Annotated in this window: 24 protein-coding genes; 20 read left to right on the top strand and 4 right to left on the bottom strand. The window is 49.7% G+C overall.

The genetic code is table 11. The annotated features are described in order from the left end of the window. Positions 1-13 precede the first annotated feature (13 nt). Positions 14-952 (bottom strand): LysR family transcriptional regulator, encoded by a 939-nt coding sequence (locus BN3003_RS10710; RefSeq protein WP_058356645.1) that lies wholly within the window; start codon positions 950-952, stop codon positions 14-16. A gap of 148 nt (positions 953-1100) precedes the next feature. Between BN3003_RS10710 and BN3003_RS10705 the strand changes: the two genes are divergently transcribed. The 3 genes from BN3003_RS10705 to BN3003_RS10695 are packed head-to-tail and all read left to right on the top strand — an operon-like array spanning position 1101 to position 5110. Continuing rightward, positions 1101-2423 carry an MFS transporter gene (locus tag BN3003_RS10705; protein WP_199822580.1) on the top strand — a complete coding sequence of 441 codons (1323 nt, stop codon included), beginning with the start codon at positions 1101-1103 and terminating at the stop codon, positions 2421-2423. Between the two features lie 3 nt (positions 2424-2426). Beyond that, positions 2427-3932 carry a M81 family metallopeptidase gene (locus tag BN3003_RS10700; RefSeq protein ID WP_058356643.1) on the top strand — a complete coding sequence of 502 codons (1506 nt, stop codon included), beginning with the start codon at positions 2427-2429 and terminating at the stop codon, positions 3930-3932. Positions 3933-3946: 14 nt separating this feature from the next. Further along, positions 3947-5110, top strand: coding sequence for a M20 aminoacylase family protein (locus BN3003_RS10695; RefSeq protein ID WP_058356642.1), 1164 nt, complete (start codon positions 3947-3949; stop codon positions 5108-5110). A gap of 114 nt (positions 5111-5224) precedes the next feature. Here the strand turns inward: BN3003_RS10695 and BN3003_RS10690 are convergent, their stop codons facing one another. Beyond that, the gene (locus tag BN3003_RS10690) at positions 5225-5467 is read right to left on the bottom strand and encodes a hypothetical protein (RefSeq protein WP_058356641.1); all 243 of its coding nucleotides are present in this window, start codon (positions 5465-5467) and stop codon (positions 5225-5227) included. Between the two features lie 121 nt (positions 5468-5588). Continuing rightward, positions 5589-6260: a ribosome biogenesis GTP-binding protein YihA/YsxC gene (gene yihA, locus BN3003_RS10685; RefSeq protein ID WP_058356799.1), complete on the bottom strand. Its 672-nt coding sequence runs from the start codon at positions 6258-6260 to the stop codon at positions 5589-5591. 131 nt (positions 6261-6391) lie between these two features. Between yihA and BN3003_RS10680 the strand changes: the two genes are divergently transcribed. The 7 genes from BN3003_RS10680 (at position 6392) to BN3003_RS10650 (ending at position 15536) form a co-directional block, all read left to right on the top strand. Then, the gene (locus BN3003_RS10680; RefSeq protein WP_058356640.1) at positions 6392-7003 is read left to right on the top strand and encodes a c-type cytochrome; all 612 of its coding nucleotides are present in this window, start codon (positions 6392-6394) and stop codon (positions 7001-7003) included. Positions 7004-7108: 105 nt separating this feature from the next. Continuing rightward, positions 7109-9109, top strand: a complete 2001-nt coding sequence (locus BN3003_RS10675; RefSeq protein WP_058356639.1) for a cytochrome c biogenesis protein ResB — start codon at positions 7109-7111, stop codon at positions 9107-9109. Then, positions 9106-10293: a c-type cytochrome biogenesis protein CcsB gene (gene ccsB / locus BN3003_RS10670; protein ID WP_058356638.1), complete on the top strand. Its 1188-nt coding sequence runs from the start codon at positions 9106-9108 to the stop codon at positions 10291-10293. The genes BN3003_RS10675 and ccsB overlap by 4 nt, the downstream gene beginning before the upstream one ends. Before the next feature lie 215 nt (positions 10294-10508). Then, a complete protein-coding gene (locus BN3003_RS10665; protein ID WP_058356637.1) occupies positions 10509-12086 on the top strand; it encodes a TerC family protein in 1578 nt (525 codons plus the stop codon). A gap of 78 nt (positions 12087-12164) precedes the next feature. After that, positions 12165-12485: a GIY-YIG nuclease family protein gene (locus BN3003_RS10660; RefSeq protein ID WP_058356636.1), complete on the top strand. Its 321-nt coding sequence runs from the start codon at positions 12165-12167 to the stop codon at positions 12483-12485. A gap of 10 nt (positions 12486-12495) precedes the next feature. Beyond that, positions 12496-13428, top strand: coding sequence for a prolyl aminopeptidase (gene pip, locus BN3003_RS10655; protein WP_058356635.1), 933 nt, complete (start codon positions 12496-12498; stop codon positions 13426-13428). Between the two features lie 176 nt (positions 13429-13604). Next, complete coding sequence (locus BN3003_RS10650) at positions 13605-15536, top strand: acyltransferase family protein (protein ID WP_058356634.1); 1932 nt, start codon at positions 13605-13607, stop codon at positions 15534-15536. A gap of 31 nt (positions 15537-15567) precedes the next feature. On the opposite strand, the gene BN3003_RS10645 is transcribed toward BN3003_RS10650, so the two are convergent. Then, positions 15568-16014: a GNAT family N-acetyltransferase gene (locus tag BN3003_RS10645; RefSeq protein ID WP_058356633.1), complete on the bottom strand. Its 447-nt coding sequence runs from the start codon at positions 16012-16014 to the stop codon at positions 15568-15570. Between the two features lie 306 nt (positions 16015-16320). On the opposite strand from BN3003_RS10645, the gene mnmG reads away from it, so the two are divergent. The 10 genes from mnmG (at position 16321) to atpA (ending at position 24785) form a co-directional block, all read left to right on the top strand. Beyond that, positions 16321-18213: a tRNA uridine-5-carboxymethylaminomethyl(34) synthesis enzyme MnmG gene (gene mnmG, locus BN3003_RS10640; RefSeq protein WP_058356632.1), complete on the top strand. Its 1893-nt coding sequence runs from the start codon at positions 16321-16323 to the stop codon at positions 18211-18213. Beyond that, positions 18210-18845 (top strand): 16S rRNA (guanine(527)-N(7))-methyltransferase RsmG, encoded by a 636-nt coding sequence (gene rsmG, locus BN3003_RS10635; RefSeq protein WP_058356631.1) that lies wholly within the window; start codon positions 18210-18212, stop codon positions 18843-18845. The genes mnmG and rsmG overlap by 4 nt, the downstream gene beginning before the upstream one ends. After that, complete coding sequence (locus tag BN3003_RS10630) at positions 18842-19612, top strand: ParA family protein (RefSeq protein WP_058356630.1); 771 nt, start codon at positions 18842-18844, stop codon at positions 19610-19612. Before rsmG ends, BN3003_RS10630 begins: the two co-directional genes overlap by 4 nt. Next, the gene (locus BN3003_RS10625) at positions 19612-20475 is read left to right on the top strand and encodes a ParB/RepB/Spo0J family partition protein (protein ID WP_058356629.1); all 864 of its coding nucleotides are present in this window, start codon (positions 19612-19614) and stop codon (positions 20473-20475) included. Before BN3003_RS10630 ends, BN3003_RS10625 begins: the two co-directional genes overlap by 1 nt. A 161-nt stretch (positions 20476-20636) precedes the next feature. Continuing rightward, positions 20637-20987 carry an ATP synthase subunit I gene (locus tag BN3003_RS10620; protein WP_058356628.1) on the top strand — a complete coding sequence of 117 codons (351 nt, stop codon included), beginning with the start codon at positions 20637-20639 and terminating at the stop codon, positions 20985-20987. Continuing rightward, positions 20977-21834 (top strand): F0F1 ATP synthase subunit A, encoded by an 858-nt coding sequence (gene atpB, locus BN3003_RS10615; RefSeq protein ID WP_058356627.1) that lies wholly within the window; start codon positions 20977-20979, stop codon positions 21832-21834. Before BN3003_RS10620 ends, atpB begins: the two co-directional genes overlap by 11 nt. 83 nt (positions 21835-21917) lie before the next feature. Next, entirely contained in the window at positions 21918-22154 is a 237-nt protein-coding gene (atpE, locus tag BN3003_RS10610; RefSeq protein WP_058356626.1) for a F0F1 ATP synthase subunit C, read from the top strand. A 58-nt stretch (positions 22155-22212) separates the two neighbouring features. After that, positions 22213-22683 carry a F0F1 ATP synthase subunit B gene (locus BN3003_RS10605; protein ID WP_058356625.1) on the top strand — a complete coding sequence of 157 codons (471 nt, stop codon included), beginning with the start codon at positions 22213-22215 and terminating at the stop codon, positions 22681-22683. 4 nt (positions 22684-22687) lie between these two features. Next, entirely contained in the window at positions 22688-23224 is a 537-nt protein-coding gene (locus BN3003_RS10600; RefSeq protein ID WP_058356624.1) for a F0F1 ATP synthase subunit delta, read from the top strand. A 10-nt stretch (positions 23225-23234) separates the two neighbouring features. Further along, on the top strand, positions 23235-24785 hold the full coding sequence (gene atpA / locus BN3003_RS10595) for a F0F1 ATP synthase subunit alpha (RefSeq protein ID WP_058356623.1): 1551 nt from the start codon (positions 23235-23237) through the stop codon (positions 24783-24785). The last annotated feature ends 1 nt before the right edge of the window (position 24786 follow it).

Genomic DNA, 24786 nt, shown 5'->3' with positions numbered 1-24786 from the left:
ACGCCGTGTTGTCCTAGCTCAAGCCAAAACTGCTTTGGATTTTTTCTATCAGCAAATGGGTAGATTCGGAAATGTCGCTGTTTTTGCGCACCATCAAGCGGGTTTTGGCGCTGTTAAACAGGTGCGAATCCAGTTTTAACGTGGCCGCTTGTCCGGCTGCCACCGCTTCTTGAATGTCGGCATGGCGCATCACCGAAATGCCGTGGCCGGAAATCACATAGTTTTTCAGCGCGGCGATGGAATTGGTGGTGAGGCCGATGTTGCTGAGCACGCATTGGCTTTTCACCAATTCACTGTCGAGCAATTGCCGAAAGCCATAGCCCACGGGCATGATGCCGATTTTGTACGCATGCAGCTCGTGTAGGTTTACAGGCCGCTTTAATTGCGTCAGTGGGTGGTTGGCGGGCACGGCCAGCATTAAGGGCTCGGTTTTTTGGGCGATGACTTCGATGTCGGCATGTTCGGGCGGGTTGTAAGCCAAGCCGATGTGGGCGAGACCATCGCTGACTTGGCGCACGATTTGGTTCACATTCAACAATTCCAAATGGATTTCCAAATTGGCGTATTTGGCGTGCACATGGTGCAAGACATCGTAGACCAATTGGGTGATGTAGCCCTCGCTGGAGACCACGTTAACCTTGCCCATTTGCGTGGTTTTGAGCTGGAATAATTTGTCGAACAACTCGTTTTCACGCGCTTGGTGTTCCTTGAAATACTCCAACACCACATACGCCGCTTCAGTTGGCACCACGCTGCGGCCTTTGCGTTCAAACAGCTTTACCTTCAACTCCGACTCGAACAATTGAATCTGGCGGCTGATGGCCGATTGTTCTATGTCCAACAAATCGGCGGCTTGGCGGATAGACCCGAGCATCATCACCGTATAAAAATAGCGCAGGCGTTTTTCATTGACACCGTTAATATGTGCTTCAAATGGAAATGTTTTATTCATGGCCGCACTGATGCTTTAAAAGCATCATTATCTGCAATTTATACTGTTGTTATCAAGAATTAACATTTTTATACTGCAATGGCAGAGATTTACTGCACACACACAAAACACATTGATTACAAGCACAAATCTACAGAGGAACACACACATGAACTCAATAGAGGGTATGGCAGGAGGCAGTAGCATAGGTGCGCAATCGCGCCAAGCGCAGTTGGATGCGGTGTATAAAAAAGTCAGCTGGCGTTTATTGCCATTTTTGCTGCTGTGTTATTTTTTCGCCTATTTGGACCGCGTCAACATTGGTTTTGCCAAATTGCAAATGCAGCAAGAGTTGGGCTTTAGCGATGCGGTGTATGGCATGGCGGCAGGGATATTTTTTCTCGGCTATGTGATGTTTGAAGTGCCCAGCAATTTGCTGTTGGAAAAAGTCGGTGCGCGCAAAACCATTACCCGCATCATGATTTTATGGGGCGTGACCTCGATGTCGATGTTGTTCGTCAACAATCCCACCACGTTTTATGTGTTGCGTTTCATGCTCGGTGTATTCGAAGCGGGTTTTGCACCGGGCATGATTTTTTTCCTGACGTATTGGTATTCAGGTGAACGCATGGCACGGGTGATGGCATTTGTGATGTTGGCAGGCCCATTGGGCGGCATGTTGGGCGCACCCGTATCGACCCACATCATGACGGTGGCACATGGTTTACACGGCATGTCGGGTTGGCAATGGGTGTTTTTGATTGAAGGCTTGCCGACGGTGATTTTGGGCATCATCACCTTATTTTATTTGACCGACCATCCGACTCAAGCCAAATGGTTGAACGACAGTGAAAAAGCCTTGCTCGCCAGCGAAATTCAGCACCATCAAGCGGCGTCTACCCACAGCGGTTTTGGTGCGGTATTGAAAGACCCGTGGGTGTATTTCATGGCTTTTGCCTACTTCACCATCATCAGCGGCATTTACGCCATCGGTTTTTGGTTGCCGTCGTTGATTAAAAGCAGTGGCATAGACAATTTGAACACCATCGGTTGGTTGTCGGCCGTGCCTTATTTATTGAGTGCGGTGTTCATGATTGTGTTCGCCAAAACCTCAGACAAGCTGCAAGAGCGCAAATGGCACAGCGTCCTCACCGCTGTCGCCGCCGCTGCCTTGCTCATCGTGTCGGTGATGGCAGACAGTAATTTCACCTTGGCTTTCATTGCCATTGCGGTGGCAACCGGCTTGATGTGGGCGTCTTACACCATCTTCTGGGCAATTCCGTCCAAGTATTTGAAAGGCTCGGCCGCGGCTGGTGGCATCGCCTTGATTAACAGCATCGGTTTGTTAGGCGGTTTTGTCAGCCCGAATATCATGGGCATGGCCAAAGAAATGACCAACTCGCTGATGGCAGGTTGGGTAGTGATGGCGGTGATGTTGGTGTTGGGTGGCGCATCTTTGTTGATTGCGTTTGCAATGAAGAAAGAGGCGTAAACCATGAAAAAAATTGCTGTAGCCGGTTTTCAACACGAAACCAATACGTTTGCGCCATCAATGGCGCGCTATGAACACTTCATTAATGGCGGCGGCTTTCCTGCAATGACGCGTGGCGAGGCCATGTTGGCCTTCCGCGACATCAATATCCCGGCTGGGGGCTTTATCCAAACCGCCGAAGGCTTGGGTTACGAATTGGTGCCGATTATGTGGACGGCGGCAACGCCATCGGCGCATGTGGAACGCGATACCTTCGAGCGCATTTGTGATGAAATCATCGCTGGCTTACAGGCCGCTCAAGCCGATGCGGTGTATTTGGATTTGCATGGGGCGATGGTGGCCGAGCATTTCGACGATGGCGAGGGTGAAATCTTGCGCCGCGTGCGTGCGGCCGTTGGCGACGATGTGCCAGTGGTGGCGAGTTTGGACTTGCATGCCAATGTCACCCAAGCGATGTTTGATCACGCCGATGTGTTGTGCGCTTTTCGCACTTATCCACATGTGGACATGGCACGCACCGGCAGCCGCAGCGCGATGATATTGGATCACATTTTGCGCGGTGCGCGCTATGTCAAAGCCATCAAACGCTTGCCGTTTTTGATTTCAATTAATGGCCAATGCACGTTTTTAGACCCGGCCAAAGCCACATATGAATTGTTGGACAGTTTGGAACAAGAAACCGGCGCGCACCTATCGTTTACCCCCGGCTTTCCTGCCGCCGATTTTGCCGAATGCGGCGGGGCGGTGTGGGGTTATGCTGTTGATGAAGCGGTATTGCAAGACGCCATCGTGCCTTTGTTGGATTTCGTGCTCGACCACGAAGCCGATTGGGCAGTCGATTTCCTCAGCCCCACAGAGGCGGTGGCGCAAGCAGTAGCCTTGGCGGCCGAGCACAGACAAACAGTGGTCATCGCCGACACGCAAGACAACCCTGGCGCCGGTGGCGACTCCAATACCACTGGCATGCTCAAGGCTTTGCATGCGGCCAAGGTCAGCAATGCTGCCATCGGTTTAATCACCGACCCTGAAGTGGTGCAACTGGCCTTACAGGCCGGTGTGGGGCAGCGTTTTACGGCTGCTTTGGGCGGTCAATCGGGCGCAGCGGGCGACACGCCGTTGACGGCGGAATTCGTGGTCGAAGCAGTGTGCGATGGCAAATGTCGTTATGATGGACCGATGATGCATGGCGTCGAAGCCGATGTTGGCACCACGGTGCGCTTGGGTTTGGACGGCATTCAAATCGTCGTCAGCTCGGGTAAGGCGCAAATGTTAGACCGCAATTTGTTCAAGATGGCCGGCGTGATACCGGAAGAAAAAGCGGTGGTGGTGGTGAAATCCTCGGTGCATTTTCGCGCCGATTTCCAACCGATGGCGGCGGCGGTATTGGTGGCAAAAGCCCCAGGGCCGATGACGGCCGACCCTGCCGATTTGCCATGGCAAAAGCTCAATCCACACATCAAGACTTCACCCATGGGCAAGACGCTGGCAGAAGCAGTAAGCGGCCTGTAAATGAAAGGACAGCGATGATAGACGATTTTTTAGCGGAACACGCTGCGGCGAATAAGGCGTTGCGCCAACACCTACACCGCCATCCCGAGCTCGGCTTTGAAGAGACGCTGACCAGCCAATTGGTAGCGGACAAGTTGCGCGAGTGGGGTTATGCGGTCGATGTGGGTTTGGCCAAGACTGGCGTGGTCGGTACACTCACCGTCGGCGACGGCGACAAGGTGTTGGGCATACGCGCCGACATGGATGCCTTGCCGATTTTGGAGCAAACCGACGTCGCTTACAAAAGCCAACACCAGCATGTGATGCACGCTTGTGGCCACGACGGCCACACCACGGCTTTGCTGGCCGCTGCGCAGTATTTGGCGGCCAGCAAAAACTTCAATGGCACCTTGCGCGTCATTTTTCAGCCAGCCGAGGAGTATTTGTACGGCGGCAAGGTGATGGTGGACGACGGCTTGTTTGAGCGTTTTCCATGCGATTTGCTGTATGGTTTTCACAATATGCCCGGCCTGAAAGCCGGTGAGTTTTACATCAAACCCGGTGCCTTCATGGCCTCGGCCGATACCTTGGAAGTGACGGTGCACGGCGTCGGTGGTCATGGTGCGTATCCGCACAAAACCGTCGATGCGACCTTAGTGGCCGCGCACATCGTGGTGGCGTTGCAGAGCATTGTTGGGCGCAATGTCGACCCTTTACAGGCCGCCGTGGTGACGGTGGGCAGCATCCATGCCGGTACGGCGGCAAACATCATTGCCGCCACTGCCGAGTTGAAAATCAGCGTGCGCGCCTTGTCGAATGAGGTGCGGGCACAAGTATTGGCACGGGTGAATGAAGTCATCACCTTGCAGGCGCAAAGCATGGGCGCGACGGCCGAAGTCAAACACGTCAATGGCTGTCCGGTATTGATGAACGATGCCGCAGCGACGGATTATATTCTGGGCGTGATGCGCGCACAGTTTGGCGAGGCGGCGTGCCACACCGATGTGTTGCCGTCTATGGCGAGCGAGGATTTTGCCTTTATGCTCGAAGCGCATTCCAAAGGCTGTTACTTCTTCATCGGCAACGGTGATGAAGCCGACCGCCACATGGTGCACCACCCACAATACGATTTTAACGACGACATCTTGCTGCCCGCTGCCAAACTGTGGTGCGCATTGGCAGAAGACTATCTGCGTTAAACCAGCATTCCCTGATACCTTGTCATGAACAAAAGCGGCCTGTAAAACCATTCGGGCCGCTTTTCCGTTGGAGATGTACATCAGCTAAAGTCAGAAGCGTGTGCGGTTGGCCATTCAAAGTTTGTCCAGAAAAGCCATAGACGACAACACCATACTGATGACGAGGGCAAACCACAATAAGGCACGGGTGGGCACCATGGAGCCACCAATGTAGCTAAAGCTGAATATGCCTTTGCACGACTCAACAAAATCATCCCAGTCTTTGAACAACACATAGCCCAAGCCCAATGCGGCCAAGACATTTAGCAGGAATATCAGCAAGGGAATCAACATGGTGGTAGCTGTGTTGGTGAACATGTGGCCATTCTAAACGGGAAACAGACACCATGGCCATTTTGAGCCGTGCTGGTGTCAAGGGGGTGTACATACAAATGCGGCCTGTAAACTTTACAGGCCGCATTTCATCATCACATCAGCTTTATTCAGCTTTTGGTTCAGTAGCACCATTATTGCTGGGCTCTTCAATAACAGGTTCTTCTGATTGAGCACTTGGCAAAGCATCAAACCAACCCTGTACCACGGTTTCCACTTCTTCTATGCCTTGTTTTTTCAGGCTGGAAAACAGTTGCACGCTGACGGTTTGGCGTTCCATATAAGGTTTTAATGCTTTCTTGACCGATGACAAGGTTTTGATTTGGTCATTCTTAGATAATTTATCTGCTTTAGAGAGCAGAATGTGCACGGGATGGCCGGTTATCGCAAAAAAATCAAGCATCTGTTTGTCCAGATCTTTCAGCGGGTGGCGGGTATCCATGATCAGAATCAAGCCAATTAAGCTTTGGCGGGTTTGTAAGTATTGACCCAATAAACGTACCCAGTGCGCACGCACGTCTTCCGGTACTTGGGCGTAGCCGTAACCGGGCAAGTCGGCCAAGAAGTGGCCATTGCGCAGCTCGAAATAGTTAATGTGTTGGGTGCGACCTGGGGTTTTAGACACATAGGCCAAGCGCACATGGTTGGTTAAGGTATTGATAGCGCTGGACTTACCGGCGTTAGAACGTCCCACAAAAGCGATTTCGGCCTGCGTGTGCGGCAAATCTTTTAAATGGTTGACGGTGGTAAAGAACTGGGCATTTTGAAATAAGGGCATGGCAGTGGTAATCACTCAAATCTGGTGCATAAGCATACCACGTTTTGTCCGATTGATAATCTGAGTCGCATCAAGCGACTGTAAAAACAAGGCGCTAATAACGGGGAGCGCCTGAAGTTAAGGAGCACTTCATGAAACGTTTGAGTTTGGTGGCGGCAGCATTGCTATTTTCAGCATGGGCAGGGGCGGCAGGGCCAGCAGCCAATGTGGAACGCGGTAAACAAGTGGCCACCACCGTGTGTGCTTCTTGTCATGCGATTGATGGCAACAGTGGCATCGCCACTTATCCGCGTTTGGCAGGACAAAATGCGTTTTACATTGAAACCAACGCCAAATTAATCCGCGATGGCAAACGCACCACTGGCAATGCCAAGGAAATGCGTGATCAAGTCGGTGCGATTTCCGACCAAGACATCAAAGATGTGGCCTTGTATTTCTCTAAGCAATACCCAAAAGCCGGCGAAGTGAATCCGAAAATCAGTCCTGAATTGGGTGCGAAAATCTTCCGTGGTGGCATTGCCGAGCGCAAAGTGCCGGCCTGTATGTCTTGTCACGGCCCTAATGGTGCGGGCATGCCTAATGAATACCCACGCATCAGCGGCCAACACGCGACCTATGTGGAGACCGAGTTGAAAGCGTATCGCGATGGCATCCGTAAAAATGCTAAAATGGAAAAAGTCGCTAAGATGCTGACGGCAGAGGAAATGAAAGCAGTGTCTAACTTCATTCAAGGCACGTATTGAGTTTTGGCGCTGCCACAGCAAACTTGTAACAGACCGCTGCATGACATCCATGTTGCGGTCTTGTTTTGTTATTTAAACTGAGGTCTAGGCCACAGGTTGGAGTTTATGAAAAAAGCGGTTCCCCTTATACGTCGTCCGTGGTTTGCGTTTTTGAGTTCGATGCGTTTTGCCGTGGCCTTGCTCAGTTTGTTGGCCATCGCTTCGGTCGTGGGCACGGTGTTGCAACAAAATCAGCCCATCGCCGACTATGTGATTAAGTTTGGACCGTTTTGGTTTGAAATTTTCAAGTTTTTAGGCCTGTTCGATGTGTATGCGTCGGGCTGGTTTGTCGTCATCATGTTGTTCTTAGTGATTTCCACCAGTTTGTGTTTGTGGCGCAACGTGCCGCCGTTTTGGCGCGAAATGCGTTCTTACCGTTTGAAAGCCACCGCGCAATCCTTGGGTGCAATGAAGCACAGCAGCTTGCTTACAGGCCGCTTAAGCCCCGAAATACTGACACGTTATCTGAACGTGCAAGGTTTTCAAGTCAAACAACAAGTGCGTGACGATGGTTCGGTAATCTTGGCGGCCAAAAAAGGCAGCGCCAGCAAACTCGGTTATATTTTTGCACACGTGGCCATCATCGTGATTTGCATTGGTGGCTTGGTCGACAGCAATATGGGTTTGAATCTGGGCGTGTTAACCGGCCGCATCGTGCCCGACAAAGACACGATGATGGCGAAAGACTTTGCCCCGAATGCGCGTCTGGATGCGGGCAGTCTGTCTTACCGCGGCAATGTCACCATCGCCGAAGGCAAGGGCGCCGATGTGGTGTTTTTGAATGCGGGCGATGGTTTGGTGGTGCAAGAGCTGCCATTTTCGGTGGAATTGAACAAATTCCATGTTGAGTATTACGATACCGGCATGCCTAAGAATTTTGCCAGCGACATCACTGTCATCGACCACAAAACCGGCAAAAAACAAGACGCGACCATCAAGGTCAACCATCCGCTGATTGTGGACGGTGTGGCCATCTACCAAGCCAGTTTCGGCGATGGCGGCTCAGAATTGAGCTTCAATGCTTGGGACATGCGCAAGGCCATGCTCAGCTCGGCGCCGATGCAAGCGACGTCGATGAACACCTATCCGCTGAACATGAATGGGCAAGAATACAAATTGGAATTCGGCGAATTTCGCATGTTGAACGTGGAAGACCAGTCCTTGCCGCAGGCGGAAAAAACCGGTTTGGCGCAAAAAATGCACGACGTGCGCGATGTCAATAAGGCCAATGAGCTGAAAAACGTCGGCCCGACCATTACCTATAAGGTGCGCGATAAAGCTGGGCAAGCGGTGGAATATTTGGCGTATATGTTGCCATTGACGCGCGACGGCCAACAATTTTTTGCCGTCGGTGAACGCGTGTCACCAGCCGACCCTTACAAATGGGTGATGATGCCGGTCGACCGCAACGGCGAATTGAAGACGTTTATGCTGTTGCGCCAAGGTTTTGCCGATCCGGCACTGCGCAGCCGCGCCGTGGGTTTGGCGGTGAACAAGGTCAATGAGGCCATCCGCCCACAATTCAGTTTGGCCGTGGATAATGTGTTGCGCCTGTTTTCTGAGGGCGGCTATGTGGCTTTGGACGAATTCATCGCCCAAAACGTGCCTGCCGCCGAACAAGAGCGCATGCGCCAATTTTTCTTAGAAGTGTTGCAAGCGAGCAGTGGCTATGTGTTGGACGAGGTGTTAAAACAAGCAAACGAGCCTGAATGGGCCGATACGCCTGAACGTTCGCAATTCATCGCAAATGCCAGCATAGGCATGACCGGCTTGGCGCAAGTGAAAGCGCCGCTGTATTTGCAATTGACCGAGTTCAAACAAGTGCAGGCTTCGGGTTTGCAAATGGCCAAGTCACCGGGGCGTTACTTGGTGTATTTGGGCTCTTTATTGTTGATTTTGGGCACTTTGTGCATGTTTTATGTGCGTGAAAAACGCTTGTGGGTCTTGCTTGGCCCAGAGAACATGCGCGTGGCCATGAGCGCCACCCGCCATGCCCGCGATTTGGACACTGAATTTCCACAACATGTGGCGCGCATCAGCCAGTTGCTGAAGGATATCCCGCAATGAAAACAGACAACATCAGCCTACCCGAACACGATTACCTGACCGAAACGCGCTTATTGCACCGTTTGACTTGGCGCGATTGGCTGTTTGCGGTGGTGATTTTTGCCGTGGCCTTGTATGCGCAATTGGTCATCGCTGAGCACCACATGGATGGCTATGAAATGGCCATCTTATGGGGCTCGGCTTTGGGCGTGGTGGCTTTGGGGTGGTTTTTCAAACCCATGCAATGGTTTGTGCCCTTAAGCGCAGCTTTGGCTTGGCTGTCCATGCAAGCATATGGCGGCGACATTGCCCGCGCCGAACAGGTATTTGTGCTCAAGTATTTCTTGGCCAGCCAATCGGCCATCATGTGGTTGTGTTTCTTTACGGTGATGGCGTTTGTGTGTTTTGCCGCTGGCTTATTGCAGGCAAAAATGCGGCCTGTAAACCCACACCACACCTTGCTTGGCATCGCCACAGGCTTTGCATGGACGGCAAGTGTGTTTGGTTTTGCTGGTTTGCTGGTGCGTTGGCATGAGAGTTATTTGCTGCGTCCCGATGCCGGTCACATTCCGGTGTCCAATTTGTACGAAGTGTTCATCTTGTTTATGGTGATTACGGCACTGATGTATTTGTATTACGCTGCCCGTTATCAAGCTGCCAAACTCGGCGCGTTTGTGTATGGGTTCATGTGTTTGTTGGTCGGCTTTGTGTTGTGGTACAGCTTTGACCGCGGTGCGCATCAGATTCAGCCTTTGATACCAGCGCTGCAATCGTGGTGGATGAAGATTCATGTGCCGGCCAATTTCATCGGTTATGGCGCGTTTTGCATGGCGGCGGCCTTGGGCATTGCTGAGTTGTTGGCTTTGCGCAACCCTGAAAAGTCGATTTTGCCCGCAGCCGAAGTGATAGACGAAATCATGTACAAAGCCATTGCGGTCGGCTTCTTGTTTTTCACCATCGCCACAGTATTGGGCGCTTTGTGGGCGGCCGATGCGTGGGGACGCTATTGGTCGTGGGACCCGAAAGAAACCTGGGCTTTGATAGTGTGGCTCAATTACGCGGTGTGGTTACACCTGCGTTTGGTCGCCGGTTGGCGCGGTAAGGTGTTGGCGTGGTGGGCGATTATTGGCTTTTTCATCACCGCGTTTGCGTTTTTGGGTGTGAACATGTTCTTAAGCGGCCTGCATTCTTACGGCACGCTGTAAGTGCAATCAGTGGCGTTTGAAAACTTGCGCAGCCCCTGTGCAAACTGTTAAACTGATTGCCATCAATATTTTAGTGGAGGCGGCAACAGTATGAATGAAGATGGTTCGAGTCATTATCCGACGCGACAGACCTTCATCTTGTTGACCTTCTAAAGTTTATGGGCGTCCTGTATTTACAGGACGCCTGTTTGCGTTTGTTAAATTGGAATAATCTCATGGATTTTAGTTGGGTATTGGAACCAGCCACTTTGGTTGGCTTTTTAACCCTGTTGGTGCTGGAAGTGGTGTTGGGCATAGACAATTTGGTGTTTGTGGCGATTTTGGCCAATAAGGTCAAACCGCAACACCGCGACAAGGCGCGCATTGTCGGTTTGTCGTTGGCGGTGATTATCCGCATCGTGATGTTGGCGTCTATGGCTTACATCATGAAGCTGACCACACCGTTGTTTTATGTCGACGATTTCGGGGTGTCGGGCAAAGACATGATCATGTTTGCCGGTGGTATTTTCTTGCTCTACAAAGCCACCACCGAGCTGCACGAGCGCTTGGAAGGGCAGGCCGAATATGTCGACAGTGGCAACAGCCGCCGCAAACACACCGCTTTTTGGGCGGTAGTGGGTCAAATCATCTTGCTCGATGCGGTATTCTCAATCGACTCGGTGATTACGGCAGTGGCGATGGTGGAACACATTACCATTGCCATGGCAGCGGTGGTGGTGGCGATGGCGGTGATGATTTGGGCGTCCAAACCGTTGACCGAATTTGTCGACAAACACCCAACCGTGGTGATGTTGTGCTTGGGTTTCTTGTTGATGATCGGTTTCAGCCTGATTGCCGAAGGCTTCCATTACCACATTCCTAAAGGCTATTTGTACGCGGCAATCGGCTTCTCGATTTTGATTGAGGTGTTCAACCAAGTGTCGAGCAAAAACCGCAAGAAAAACGCGTTTTCAGCGCGCACTTGGCGTGCGCGTACCGCCGAATCGGTATTGGGCATGATGGGCATACGCGAAGCGGTATTGGCCAAAGCCGGTGCGGTTAACGGCGACGACAGCCATTTTGAAGACAATGAAAAGTTGATGATCCAAAGCGTGCTCACCTTGGCTGAGCGGCCGATTTTGGGGGTGATGACACCGCGGCCTGAAATCGAGCGTTTGGACATTTCGCAATCGAAAGAGCAGCAGTGCAAACAATTGGAAGACACGCCGTTCTCGCGTTTGATGGTGGTGGGCAAAGCCGGTATTGATGAACCCTTGGGTTACATCAATAAGAAAGACTTGTTGGCGCAAATGTTGGCCACGGGCGAATTCAGCATCCACAAAGCCTTGAAGCAGCCATTGGTCTTGCCTGAAAACTCAACCGTATTGAATGCAATGGAATTGTTCCGAGCCAAAAGCGCCGACATCGCCTTGGTGGTAGACGAGTTTGGCGGCATTTTGGGTATGGTTACCATGAAAGACTTGATGGAAACCATCGCTGGTGATTTCCCTGAGGAATACGAACGCGAGGAAGCGCCAAGCATCGAAATGCACCCCGACCAAAGCTTTACTGTCGATGGCAGCTTGGAATATGGCTCGTTGGCACAGCAAATTGATTTGCCGCCGCAAGACGACGAAGCCGATTTCCATACCGTGGCCGGTTTGATCATGGATGAATTGCAAGCGATACCGGAAGTGGGCGACAGCATTGATTACCACCAATGGCGCTTTAGCGTGATAGAAAAAGTCGGTCAACGCATCGAGCGCGTGAAAGTCACCCGCATCTCCGATGAAGAGTGGTTTAAAGAAGATTGATGATAAACAAGGCAGCTGTGGCTGCCTTTGTTATTGGCTGAGGTTTACAGGCCGCTTAAAAATCGCAATACTGATTCCATGAATGAATTACTCAATCCCACAACAGAGCAGGGCGCATGGAGCATGTATTTGATTTTGTGTGCCAACGGCGCTTTGTATTGTGGCATCAGCAATGATGTGGACAAACGCTGGAAAGCGCATTGCGCTGGCAAAGGCGCCAAATTCACGCGCATGCACAAGCCCGTAGCATTGCGCGTGTTGTACGCTGATTTGAGCGAAAGCGCCGCGCGCCAAAGCGAGTACCGTACCAAACAATTGAGCAGCCAACAAAAACAGTTATTGTGGCAAGACTTGCCTGCATACTTGTCAGCACAACAAGCGGCCTGTAAGCCCATATAAGGATAGAAAAATGTACACAGTAGACAGCGTCAACCAAAGCGGCTTATTGCAAGTTTCGCCCATCCACCAAATGTATTGGGAAGACTGCGGCAATCCCGATGGCAAACCGGTGATTTTCTTACACGGCGGCCCTGGTGGCGGCTCATCGCCAGCGACTCGCGGTTTCTTCAATCCGCAAAAATACCGCATCATCCAAATCGACCAGCGTGGCTGCGGCAAGTCTTTGCCGCATGCTTGTGTGGAAGACAATGACACTTGGAAACTGGTGGCCGACATCGAAGCCTTGCGCGAACACTTGGGCATAGACCAATGGATGGTGTTTGGCGGCTCGTGGGGCAGCACCTTGTCTTTGGCCTATGCCGAAACCCATCCTGAGCGTGTGACCGAATTGGTGTTGCGCGGCATCTTCTTGTTCCGCCAGTTTGAAAGCGATTGGTTGTACAAACGCGGTGGCGCCTCACAAATTTTCCCCGAAGCGTGGGCGGCGTTTGAAAACTTCATACCGGAAGCCGAGCGTGGCGACTTGATTGCCGCTTACAACCACTTGTTGTTTGGCAAAGACGTGGACGCCACCACCAAAATACAGGCCGCGCGCCATTGGTGCGAGTACGAAGAAAAAATCGTGTTCTTACACCCGCAAACCCCACGTGACGACGACCCACATGCCTTGGCAATATCCAGCATGGAAAACCACTATTTCATCAATCATGGCTGGATAGACGCAGAAACCGATTTGCTCAAAAACATCGACAAAATCCGCCACATTCCTACCATCATCGTGCAAGGCCGTTACGATATTTGCACGCCGATACAATCGGCTTACGATTTAAAGCAAGCCTTCCCCGAAGCCGACTTGCGCGTGGTCATCGGCGGCCATTCGGCATTTGACGCCGAAGTCAACAAAGGCTTGGTTGCGGCCACGGATGCGTTTGCACAGCGATAAGTGACAGCGTAAGACTGATTCACAGAGAAATGCATCCATCAAACAGCCTCTAAGCGGCCTGTAAGCCGATCAATGGTTTACAGGCCGCTTCTATTTGGAAGAACTCAGTTTGTTCTGTACCATCATGGTATTCAATACCTCATTCACATGAATGAAAACAAAATAAGTGGCAGTAAATGAAATTTCGTTATGACATCAATGCTTTAAGGGCATTGGCGGTAGTGTTGGTTACTCTGTATCACTTTAAAGTGCCTGGTTTCGCAGGTGGTTTTATCGGGGTGGATGTGTTTTTTGTGATTTCTGGTTTCTTGATGACCAACATTATTTGCAAACATTCCGCAGCACAACCTTTTCACTTAGTGACATTTTACATGGCGCGTGTGAGCAGAATCATTCCAGCTTTGTTGGGCTTGATTTTGGCATTGGCAGTCATGGGCTATTTTGTACTGATTCCTGAGTATTATCAGAAATTTGCTCACAATGCTTTGGCAAGTTTGGCTTTTTTTTCTAATTATCAGTATGCAGCAGAGTCTGCTGGCTATTTTGATTTGGCAGCAGAAGAAAATATTTTATTGCATACTTGGTCGCTCTCAGTGGAGTGGTTGTTTTATCTGCTGTATCCCATCGTTTTATACCCATTTTTACGCAAGAAATACCATATTAAAGTGGTACTTTGGTTAATGTTTGTGCTGTCTCTGTGTTATGCCAGTTATTTATTGCATACCAATGCTAAGGGGGCGTTTTACTTTTTATCCTCGCGCATTTGGGAGATGGTATTGGGTGGCTTGGTAGCAATTTATCCAATGAGTTTAACAGTATGGAGGTCTCGGCTGCTTGCGACAATGGGCTGGTTGTGCTTATTGGCGGCAGTTTGGTTCTATGGTGTTGCCACACCGTGGCCGGCGTATTATGCCTTATTGCCCACCTTGGGCACGGCTTGCATTATTGCTGCCAATACTGACTACAAATGCTTGAAATGGGTTTGGATACAGTATTTGGGTAAATACTCGTATTCCATTTATTTGTGGCACTGGCCAGTGGCATTTTATGGTTTTTATTTTGTCAGTGTTACCGAGCACATACCATATTTTAAAGTTTGGGCCATAGGCTCATCACTTTTGTTAGGTGCTCTGTCTTACTATGGCATAGAGCGGCCGAGTGCCAAGTGGGCGAAACAACACACACAACCACACGTCTTTGCGGGTATCGCGGTGGCCATGTTGACATTGATTGCTGGTTTACAATACGTGCAGCAAGCACAGGGTTTCCCGCAGCGCATTGCAGCTCAAACACGCCAAAACTTCGATTACGTCGTCAATTCAGACCCTAAACGTAAGCAGTGCCATTTTGCCAGCGGTGTTGATGTTAAATTTTGCCAGTATGGCAAGGGTAAGCAATTGAAAGCCATTGTCTGGGGGGATAGCCATGCCAATGCGGTGGTGAATGCTGTAGCCACAGCCAGTGAAAAAAATGATGGACATATACTAAGTTGGACATCCAGTAGTTGTCCCACTGTCCTGGGCATACAGTCTCAGGCAGACTCGAAATTCAATTGTAATCGGCAATTACAGCGGTTTTTTCTGGAAGTACAAAGCTATCCTAAAGAGACGCCCATTATCGTGGTTAATCGCTTGAATGCTTATTTGCATGGCAATAATGAAACTCAAAATGGACAACCACAAACATTTGTTTACACGCCATATTCACTTAGAAATTTGCAAAAATTTCAAGGGGAAATTATTCAAGGCTATGAGCAGGCCATTTGCCAGTTGAGCCAAACTCATCCGGTATATGTCATGCAGCCTATCCCTGAAATGGGTAAAAATGTATTGAATGAAGAATTGAAGTATTCAATGATATTGCATCAGGGTTTGCAAATGACCGTGTCTAAGCATCAGCATTTACAAAGAAGCAATTTAGCGCTGATTACCAATGCACAATTGGCACAGCGCTGTGGGGTGAAATTGCTAGATCCATTGCCTTATTTATGTGATCAAAAACAGTGTTATGGCAGCCGTAACAATGTTCCATATTATTTTGATGACGATCATTTAAGTCTGCGAGGCGCAAGACGCTTGGCCCCACTGTTTGAACCTTTGTTGAAGTGAGGCTTTTGATAGGGGCAACTGAATTTAGGGTTTACAGGCCGATTCTGTATTGGATGAATTCTGTTTGCTCGGCCACTTTGTCATATAAGATTTGTGCGGTGTGGTTGTCGCGGGCGGTGACCCAGTACAAGCGGCAACATTGTTGCGCGATGGCGGCTGCTTTGGCGGCGGCAATCAATGCCCGTCCCAAACCCAGTCCGCGCACTTGCGCGTCAACACACAAATCTTCCAAATAACAACACGGCTCGGTACTCCAGGTATTGGGGTGGAACACCAAATGGGTGAAACCCGCCAATTTGTCATCGACAAACACACCCAGTCCCAACATCTGACTGTGTTCGGGTTGCAACAGTCGCTCCCAAGTGCCAAGCGTGGTCGCCTCATCCAGTTCGGTTTGGTAAAAGTCCAGATATTGCTGCCAAACAATGCGCCATGCGGCATAGTCTTGGGCGCTCAAGGCGCGGGTGGTAATGTTCATGTTGAAAGGCGGCCTGTAAAGTTGGGAATACAACATCTTACGAGGCGAGTGTGGGTTCTATCAAGTATGGCTTAACTTGCTGACAGCAATAATGAGAGTGGTATTGTGCTGTCGGGTGTTGGGTTTACAGGCCGCATCTGTGATGGCTGTGCCATGCATGGACACAGTGGCTGATGGCAAGCAAAAATAAACGGCAGCAACTGCTTGAAAGCATGACCGATTTGCAATGTTGCGTTGCGATAAATTCTGACAGCGCCATGAGTTTGGCGTACAATCAAGCCCATTTTGTTTGCGAAACTTGGGACGATGATTTACCCCACTCTATATGATGTGATAGTCGTTGGCGGCGGTCACGCAGGTACGGAAGCGGCTTTGGCGGCCGCACGCATGGGTGCAAAAACCCTGTTACTCAGCCACAACATTGAAACCTTGGGCCAGATGTCTTGCAACCCGTCTATCGGCGGCATAGGCAAAGGCCATTTGGTGCGCGAATTGGACGCTTTGGGCGGAGCCATGGCTTTGGCGGCCGACATCGGCGGCATCCAGTTTCGCACTTTAAACGCGTCTAAAGGCCCTGCGGTGCGCGCCACGCGTGCGCAAGCCGACCGTGTGCTGTATAAGGCGGCGATACGCCACATGTTGGAAAACCAAGAAAACTTGGATTTGTTCCAACAGCAAGTGGACGACGTGATTTTGGATGGCGAACGCATCAGCGGCGTGCTCACCACCATGGGCTTGCAATTCAATGCCCGTGCGGTGGTGTTGACCGCCGGCACGTTCTTGTCGGGCAAAATCCACATTGGTTTGGAAAACTACCAAGGCGGTCGCGCGGGCGACCCTGCGGCGATGAGTTTGGGCGCGAAACTGCGCGAATTGAACTTGCCACAAGGGCGTTTGAAAACCGGTACGCCGCCACGCATCGATGGTCGCAGCATTGATTTCTCAGTATTGAGCGAGCAACCGGGCGATACGCCGACACCGGTATTCTCGGTACGCGGTTCACGCGCTTTACATCCGCGCCAAGTATCGTGCTGGATTACCCATACCAACAGCACCACCCACGACATCATTCGCAGCGGTTTTGATCGCAGCCCGATGTTCACTGGCAAAATTGAAGGCGTGGGCCCACGTTATTGCCCATCCATTGAAGACAAAATCAACCGTTTTGCCGACAAAGAATCGCATCAGATTTTCTTAGAGCCTGAAGGTTTGGATACCAACGAGTATTATCCAAACGGGATTTCGACCTCTTTGCCATTCGACATCCAAATCGGCTTGGTGCGTTCGATGAAAGGCTTGGAAAACGCCCACATCTTGCGCCCCGGTTATGCGATTGAATACGATTATTTCGACCCGCGCAATTTGAAAGCCAGCTTGGAAACCAAAACCATTGAAGGTTTGTTCTTTGCTGGTCAAATCAACGGCACCACTGGTTACGAAGAAGCCGCAGCTCAAGGCTTGCTCGCTGGCGCCAATGCGGCCAACTATGTGTTTGAACGCGAAGCCTTGGTCTTGCACCGTGAACAGGCGTACTTGGGTGTGTTGGTCGACGATTTGATTACCAAAGGCGTGAACGAGCCATATCGCATGTTCACCAGCCGCGCCGAATACCGTTTGCAATTGCGTGAAGACAATGCCGACATGCGTTTGACCGAGGCCGGCCACCAAATCGGTCTGGTGGGCGAAGAGCAATGGCGCATGTTCAATGACAAGCGCGAAGCGGTAGAGCGCGAGGTGCAGCGTTTGCGTTCGACTTGGTTTACACCAAAAAATCTGCCTGAAGCCGACCAAATGCGCGTGTTGGGTCAAAAATTGGGGCATGAATACAGCTTGCATGAGTTGTTGCGCCGCCCGAATGTCAGCTATGCCGACTTAATGACGCTGCCGAATGCGGCAAGTGCAGAAAACTTGACCGAAGTCGAGGTTGAACAAGTCGAAATTCAGGTTAAATATCAAGGTTATATCGACAGACAAAACGAGGAAATCAACCGCCGTCAAGCGATGGAAGATTTGCGTTTGCCGCAAGACATTGATTACGGCAAGGTCAAAGGCTTGTCTGCCGAAGTACAACAAAAATTGAATTTGCATCGTCCTGAAACCGTGGGCCAAGCCTCACGCATTTCAGGGATTACGCCAGCAGCGGTGGCATTGCTGATGGTACACATCAAACGGGGATTTCAGAAAGCACGATCATCATGAGTTTAGCCTTACCTTATTTGCAAATGGGTTTGCAGCAAATGCAAATCGAATTGTCAGCAGAACAACAACAAAAATTACTGGATTACGTTGCCTTATTGTTGAAATGGAACAGTACGTATAATCTGACCGCACTGCGCCAAGAAGACCAGATGTTGAGCCACCATGTGCTCGACAGTTTGACTTTGTTGCCATATTTGGATGGTGTGGCGCAATTGATTGATGTGGGTTCGGGCGGTGGCATGCCGGGCATTCCTACGGCGATTTGCCGTCCTGACATCCAAATTACCTTGTTGGATTCCAATAGCAAAAAGACCTCATTTTTAAGCCAAGCGGTGATTGAGTTGGGTTTGAGCAATGTGAAAGTGATTACAGGCCGCGTTGAAGCCGTAGAAGGCATAGAGTTCGATGCCATCACCAGCCGTGCGTTTGCCGAGTTGCGTGACTTTGTGACTTTGACCTCACAATTGTTGCGTGTTGACGGTCGTTGGTTGGCGATGAAAGGGGTGCATCCGTATGAGGAAATTGCCCAATTGCCGGAAGACGTACACGTGGCGCAAGTGGACAAATTAACCGTGCCATCTTTGGAGGCTGAACGTCATATGGTCATCATACAAAAAGGCGCGTCTGCATGACAGCGCAGGTGTGGGCAGTAGCCAATCAGAAGGGCGGGGTGGGTAAAACCACCACCGTTGTCAATTTGGCCGCCTCATTGGTGCACGCCGGTAAGAAGGTGTTGATTGTGGACTTGGATCCGCAAGGCAATGCCACCACCGGTAGCGGCATCAACAAATCCAGCATCAAACACGGTGTGTATGGGGTTTTATTGGCCGAAGTGGAGTTACAGGCCGCATTAAACCACAGCAAACACGGTGGCTATGATGTGTTGGGAGCCAATCGTGCTTTGGCAGGTGCGGAAGTGGAATTGGTGCAGGAAATCGCGCGCGAAATGCGTTTGAAAAACGCCTTAAGCAGCGTCAAAGACGATTACGATTACATTTTAATCGACTGTCCGCCCACACTGACTTTGTTAACGCTGAATGGTTTGGTTGCTGCCGACACCGTGCTCGTGCCTATGGTGTGCGAGTATTACGCCTTAGAAGGCATTTCCGATTTGGTGGCCACGGTGCGCAAAATCCGTTTGGCCATCAATCCACAATTGCAAATTGGTGGCATCGTGCGCACCATGTTTGATAAGCGCAGTAATTTGGCGCAAGAGGTTTCGGCACAATTGACGGAACATTTTGGCCGCGAGCTGTTCGAAACCACCATTCCGCGCAATGTGCGTTTGGCCGAGGCACCCAGTCACGGTATGCCGGCATTGGCTTATGATGCCAAAGCGCGTGGAACATTGGCTTATTTGGATTTGGCGCAAGAATTATTGGCAAGGGTGGAAGCGTAATGGCGAAATTAAAAGGTTTGGGACGGGGTTTGGATTCTTTGTTGGCCAGTGGTGATGCCGGTGGCGACGACAAACTGACCACTTTGGACATTACCCAAATTCGCCCTGGCCGCTACCAGCCACGCCGCATCATTGATGAAACCGAATTGGCCGAATTGGCCGACTCCATCAGTGCCCAAGGCTTGATACAGCCGGTGGTGGTGCGTGAATTGGGTTTGTCGGATTACGAATTGATTGCCGGAGAACGGCGCTGGCGCGCCAGCCAATTGGCCGGTTTGACCGAGATTCCTGCGGTGATTAAAGCCGTCAATGACGAAGCGGCGTTGGCGATGGGCATCATCGAGAACATTCAACGTGCCGATTTAAATCCCGTAGAAGAAGCACAAGGCTATAAGCGCTTGGTGGATGAGTTTGGTTTAACCCACGAAAATTTGGCCAAAGCCGTGGGCAAAAGCCGCAGTGCCATCAGCAACAGCTTGCGTTTGTTAAACTTGCCTGAGCAAATTCAACAACACATTAATCAAGGTTTGCTCGAAATGGGGCATGCGCGGGCATTGATTACCTTGCCGGTGTTGGCGCAATTGCAATTGGCAGAAGCTGCCATTAAGCAGGCGTGGTCGGTGCGGGAGATGGAGCGACAAGCACAGGCTTATCAGCAAGATGCGCCGCAAACTGCCAAGAAAGCCGCCCCCAGCCAAGATCGGGATGTGTTGCGCTTACAGGACGCCATTGCGGATAAATTGGGTTTGGCGGTGAAAATACAGGCCAATCAGCAACAAAAAGGCAAGTTGGTTTTGCATTTTAACAATGCTGAAGAATTTCAGCAGATGCTAAACGCATTAAACTTGGATCAATTGGCCTAAATCGTTTACATCTGTTGTTTTTTTGTGTCGCACCGCAATATGCGGCCAAACTATTCAAAATACAATCATTTTTGCGCTTTGTTTGACAAAATTTTACTGATTATCTTGACTGTACAAAGCGCTTTCATTATAGTACGGGGGCTTTTAAAGGCCGGCTCAACATGAAGAAAATTATTTCATATCAACTCTTGGTTGTGGCGCTATTCGGCCTGGTTTTATACCCTATATGGGGGCAGGAAGCCGCAGTATCAGGAGTGATAGGTGGGTTGTGTTACGCAGTGCCTACGGCTATCGCGGTGTTACTTTTAAACCTTTTTTCACAAAGTCCATTGTTGTCGTACGCAGGTTTTTTAATGGCAGAGGGTTTAAAAATAGCACTGGCAACGGTGATGTTGTTGTTGATTATGTTTTTCTTCCATAGCCAAATCATGTGGTTGCCATTCATAATCGGCCTATTTTTAGCCAGTCACATTGTTTTTATTGTTTTTTGGAAATTAAATCATGGCGAGTGAAAGCAGCGGCAATTGGGCCGCGGAGTATATCAATCACCACTTGGTGAACTACACAAACCAACCGCATGCACAAAAAAGCATCGTTGATTTCTCATACTGGAATTTAGACAGTATCGTGGTATCAGCTTTGTTGGGTGTGTTGGTATTGTTTGTTTTATGGCGTGGTGCCAAAACTGCGACAGCAGGTGTACCAACCCGTTTTCAGGCCGCTTGTGAATTGATGATTGAATTCGTCGATGATATGTGCAAATCAGTGATTGATAATGCCGAATCCCGCAAAGTGGTTGCGCCTTTGGGCTTGACCTTGTTTGTGTGGATTTTCATTATGAATGCGATGGACTTGTTGCCTGTGGACTTGTTGCCAGTGATTTGGCAGTGGATTCAAGGCGATCACCATGCTTACTTGCGTGTGGTGCCTACTGCTGACTTGAATACCCCATTGGCTTTGGCCATTGGTGTGTTGTTGTTATGTATCTACTACAGCATCAAAATCAAAGGTTTTGGTGGCTGGATGCACGAAATGTTCTCAGCGCCATTTGGTATCAAAGTGGCACCCGTGAACTTCTTCATGCAAATTCTTGAATTTATTTCAAAAACCGTTTCACATGGTATGCGACTTTTCGGTAATATGTACGCCGGTGAATTGGTATTCTTATTGATTGCGTTGTTGGGCGGTTCTTGGGCAGTAGGTGGTTCTGTTGGTATCTTAGACCCTATCTTGTTCTTGGTGCACATCTTGGCAGGCTCTGCTTGGGCAATCTTCCATATTTTGATCATTACTTTGCAAGCGTTTATTTTCATGGTGTTGGCGTTCGTATACATCGGCCAAGCCCACGATCATCACTGATTGTGAAGTGTGTTTAAAAAGAATTTCATTAGTTGAAATGTTTGTAGTTTGTTTTATCCCTTTCTTTATCTAGGAGTTTTAAAATGGGTGGTTTAATCGCTATCGCTTGTGGTTTGATCGTTGCTTTCGGTGCTATGGGCGCTGCTATCGGTATTGGTTTGGTTGGTTCTAAATACTTGGAATCTTCTGCACGTCAACCAGAATTAATGGGTTCTTTGCAAACTAAATTGTTCTTGATCGCTGGTTTGATCGACGCTGCGTTCTTGATCGGTGTTGCTATTGCATTGTTGTTCGCGTTCGTTAACCCATTTGCAGGCTAATTCAAATAAGTGTTTTTAAAAACGCTATTTTGATTAACACTACCAAAAGGTTAAGATCGTGAATATTAATGCAACCTTAATTGCTCAGTTAATTGTTTTCCTGATCTTGGTTATCTTTACGATTAAATTCGTATGGCCTCCAATCGTGAAAGCGTTAGACGAGCGTGCCAACAAAATCGCTGAAGGTTTGGCTGCTGCTGAACGTGGTAAAAGCGATGCTGAACAGGCAGAAAAACGTGTTGCAGAAACTTTAGCCGAAGGTCGTCAGCAGGTCGCCGAATTGGTGGCCAATGCTGACAAACGTGCAGCGCAAATCGTTGAGGAAGCTCGCACACAAGCCAGTGAAGAAGCGGCTCGCATCGTGGCTCAAGCCCGTGCGGAAGTGGAAACTGAAGCCAACCGCGCACGCGAAACTTTGCGTGAACAAGTTGGTGCATTGGCTGTGAAAGGCGCAGAGAAAATCTTGCGTCGTGAAGTGGATGCTGCGAAACACGCTGACATCTTGAGCACCTTGAAACAGGAGCTGTGACCTTATGGCTGAGTTGGCAACCGTAGCCAGACCTTACGCAAAAGCGTTATACAGTTTGGCAATAGAACACAATAAGACTGGTGATTGGGTCGCCGTCTTAGAAAATCTGGCTCAGGCCATTGCGGTGCCAAAAGTAGCCGCTGCCATTGATCGTCCTGAACAATCTGCAGACGAAAAAGCTGCGGTATTGTTGGGACTGCTGCCCGAAGGTGCTGATGAGCGCATGCAAGCGTTCTTGAGCACTTTGGCAGAAAATGATCGTTTAAATGCTTTGCCAGAGATTTTCACTCAATTTCAAGCCCTCTATTTGTCTGCCAGTCACATCAAAAAAGCAGTGATTTACAGTGCCTTCCCATTGTCGGAAGAACAATTCTCACAATTGGTTTTGGATTTACAAGCCAAAGTGGGTAGTAAATTGGATGCTAAAGTGGTGGTAGACCCAGAATTAATCGGCGGCGTAAAAGTTGAAGTGGGTGACCAAGTGCTGGATCTGTCCGTACAAGCTGAATTACAAAAGCTGTACGCGGCAATGACTAATTAGGAGATGTTTCATGCAGCTTAATCCTGCTGAAATCAGCGATTTGATTAAAGCCAAAATCGACAATTTGTCGGTTGCGCAAGAAATTCGTACCCGTGGTACTGTGATTTCTGTGACCGATGGTATTGTGCGCGTGCATGGCTTATCAGACGTGATGCAAGGTGAGATGCTTGCATTCCCAGGCAACACATTCGGTTTAGCGATGAACTTAGAGCGCGATTCCGTTGGTGTGGTGATCTTGGGTGAATACGAGCACATCAAAGAGGGTGACGAAGTAACCTGTACAGGCCGTATTCTGGAAGTTCCAGTCGGTCGTGAATTGGTTGGTCGCGTGGTAAATGCTTTGGGTCAACCTATCGACGGTAAAGGTCCAATCAACACAAGCGCATCTTCACCTATCGAAAAAATTGCCCCAGGCGTGATTGCACGTCAATCTGTAGACCAACCAATGCAAACTGGTTTGAAAGCCATTGACTCTATGGTTCCAGTTGGTCGTGGTCAACGTGAGTTGATCATTGGTGACCGTCAAACAGGTAAAACTGCTGTGGCATTGGACGCAATCGTTAACCAAAAAGGTACTGGCGTTATCTGTATCTATGTGGCGATTGGTCAAAAAGCTTCTTCTATCGCTAACGTGGTTCGTCAATTGGAACAACACGGTGCGATGGATCACACCATCATCGTTGCAGCAACAGCTTCTGAAGCTGCCGCTTTGCAATACATTGCCCCTTACTCAGGTTGTGCAATGGGTGAATACTTCCGTGACCGCGGTGAAGATTCTTTGATTGTGTACGATGACTTGTCTAAACAAGCCGTTGCTTACCGTCAAATCTCATTGTTGTTGCGTCGTCCACCTGGCCGTGAAGCTTACCCTGGTGACGTTTTCTACTTGCACTCTCGTTTGTTAGAGCGCGCTTCTCGCATCAATGCGGATGAAGTAGAAAAATTAACTGGCGGTGAAGTGAAAGGCAAAACCGGTTCTTTGACTGCATTGCCTATCATTGAAACCCAAGCGGGTGACGTGTCTGCTTTCGTACCTACCAACGTCATTTCGATTACCGACGGTCAGATCTTCTTGGAAACTGACTTGTTCAACTCTGGTATTCGCCCAGCAATCAACGCAGGTATTTCGGTATCTCGCGTAGGTGGTGCAGCGCAAACCAAAGTAATCAAAAAATTGGGTGGTGGTATTCGTTTGGCTTTGGCTCAATACCGTGAATTGGCTGCGTTCTCTCAGTTCGCATCTGACTTGGATGAAGCCACTCGCAAACAATTGCGTCATGGTGAAGTGGTAACTGAATTGATGAAGCAAAAACAATTCAACACCTTGTCTACTGGCGAAATGGCCTTGACTTTGTGGGCGATTAACAATGGCTCTTACGAAGGCGTTCCTGTGAGCAAAGCTTTGGCATTCGAAGCTGAGTTCTTGTCAAACGTTAAGACTCAATTGCCTAATGTGATCAAAGACATGGATGCTTCTGGCAAAATGTCTGATGCTGATGAAGAAGCGTTGACTAAAGCAATGCAATCTTTCCGTGCATCAACTGATTACGTTCAAGCGTAAT

This window comes from Vitreoscilla massiliensis, assembly GCF_001457815.1.
Taxonomy (GTDB): domain Bacteria; phylum Pseudomonadota; class Gammaproteobacteria; order Burkholderiales; family Neisseriaceae; genus Vitreoscilla; species Vitreoscilla massiliensis.
This window is presented reverse-complemented; position numbering and strand designations above follow the sequence as displayed.

What these genes read in the sequence shown, in the direction of transcription:
- pip (WP_058356635.1), top strand. Translation starts at nt 12,496, where the DNA reads ATGTACACAGTAGACAGCGTCAACCAAAGCGGCTTATTGCAAGTTTCG.
- BN3003_RS10705 (WP_199822580.1), top strand. Translation starts at nt 1,101, where the DNA reads ATGAACTCAATAGAGGGTATGGCAGGAGGCAGTAGCATAGGTGCGCAA.
- atpA (WP_058356623.1), top strand. Translation starts at nt 23,235, where the DNA reads ATGCAGCTTAATCCTGCTGAAATCAGCGATTTGATTAAAGCCAAAATC.
- BN3003_RS10680 (WP_058356640.1), top strand. Translation starts at nt 6,392, where the DNA reads ATGAAACGTTTGAGTTTGGTGGCGGCAGCATTGCTATTTTCAGCATGG.
- mnmG (WP_058356632.1), top strand. Translation starts at nt 16,321, where the DNA reads ATGATTTACCCCACTCTATATGATGTGATAGTCGTTGGCGGCGGTCAC.
- BN3003_RS10695 (WP_058356642.1), top strand. Translation starts at nt 3,947, where the DNA reads ATGATAGACGATTTTTTAGCGGAACACGCTGCGGCGAATAAGGCGTTG.
- BN3003_RS10600 (WP_058356624.1), top strand. Translation starts at nt 22,688, where the DNA reads ATGGCTGAGTTGGCAACCGTAGCCAGACCTTACGCAAAAGCGTTATAC.
- BN3003_RS10625 (WP_058356629.1), top strand. Translation starts at nt 19,612, where the DNA reads ATGGCGAAATTAAAAGGTTTGGGACGGGGTTTGGATTCTTTGTTGGCC.
- atpB (WP_058356627.1), top strand. Translation starts at nt 20,977, where the DNA reads ATGGCGAGTGAAAGCAGCGGCAATTGGGCCGCGGAGTATATCAATCAC.
- BN3003_RS10620 (WP_058356628.1), top strand. Translation starts at nt 20,637, where the DNA reads ATGAAGAAAATTATTTCATATCAACTCTTGGTTGTGGCGCTATTCGGC.
- atpE (WP_058356626.1), top strand. Translation starts at nt 21,918, where the DNA reads ATGGGTGGTTTAATCGCTATCGCTTGTGGTTTGATCGTTGCTTTCGGT.
- BN3003_RS10650 (WP_058356634.1), top strand. Translation starts at nt 13,605, where the DNA reads ATGAAATTTCGTTATGACATCAATGCTTTAAGGGCATTGGCGGTAGTG.
- BN3003_RS10630 (WP_058356630.1), top strand. Translation starts at nt 18,842, where the DNA reads ATGACAGCGCAGGTGTGGGCAGTAGCCAATCAGAAGGGCGGGGTGGGT.
- BN3003_RS10710 (WP_058356645.1), bottom strand. Translation starts at nt 952, where the DNA reads ATGAATAAAACATTTCCATTTGAAGCACATATTAACGGTGTCAATGAA.
- BN3003_RS10665 (WP_058356637.1), top strand. Translation starts at nt 10,509, where the DNA reads ATGGATTTTAGTTGGGTATTGGAACCAGCCACTTTGGTTGGCTTTTTA.
- BN3003_RS10690 (WP_058356641.1), bottom strand. Translation starts at nt 5,467, where the DNA reads ATGTTCACCAACACAGCTACCACCATGTTGATTCCCTTGCTGATATTC.
- BN3003_RS10645 (WP_058356633.1), bottom strand. Translation starts at nt 16,014, where the DNA reads ATGAACATTACCACCCGCGCCTTGAGCGCCCAAGACTATGCCGCATGG.
- rsmG (WP_058356631.1), top strand. Translation starts at nt 18,210, where the DNA reads ATGAGTTTAGCCTTACCTTATTTGCAAATGGGTTTGCAGCAAATGCAA.
- ccsB (WP_058356638.1), top strand. Translation starts at nt 9,106, where the DNA reads ATGAAAACAGACAACATCAGCCTACCCGAACACGATTACCTGACCGAA.
- yihA (WP_058356799.1), bottom strand. Translation starts at nt 6,260, where the DNA reads ATGCCCTTATTTCAAAATGCCCAGTTCTTTACCACCGTCAACCATTTA.
- BN3003_RS10660 (WP_058356636.1), top strand. Translation starts at nt 12,165, where the DNA reads ATGAATGAATTACTCAATCCCACAACAGAGCAGGGCGCATGGAGCATG.
- BN3003_RS10700 (WP_058356643.1), top strand. Translation starts at nt 2,427, where the DNA reads ATGAAAAAAATTGCTGTAGCCGGTTTTCAACACGAAACCAATACGTTT.
- BN3003_RS10675 (WP_058356639.1), top strand. Translation starts at nt 7,109, where the DNA reads ATGAAAAAAGCGGTTCCCCTTATACGTCGTCCGTGGTTTGCGTTTTTG.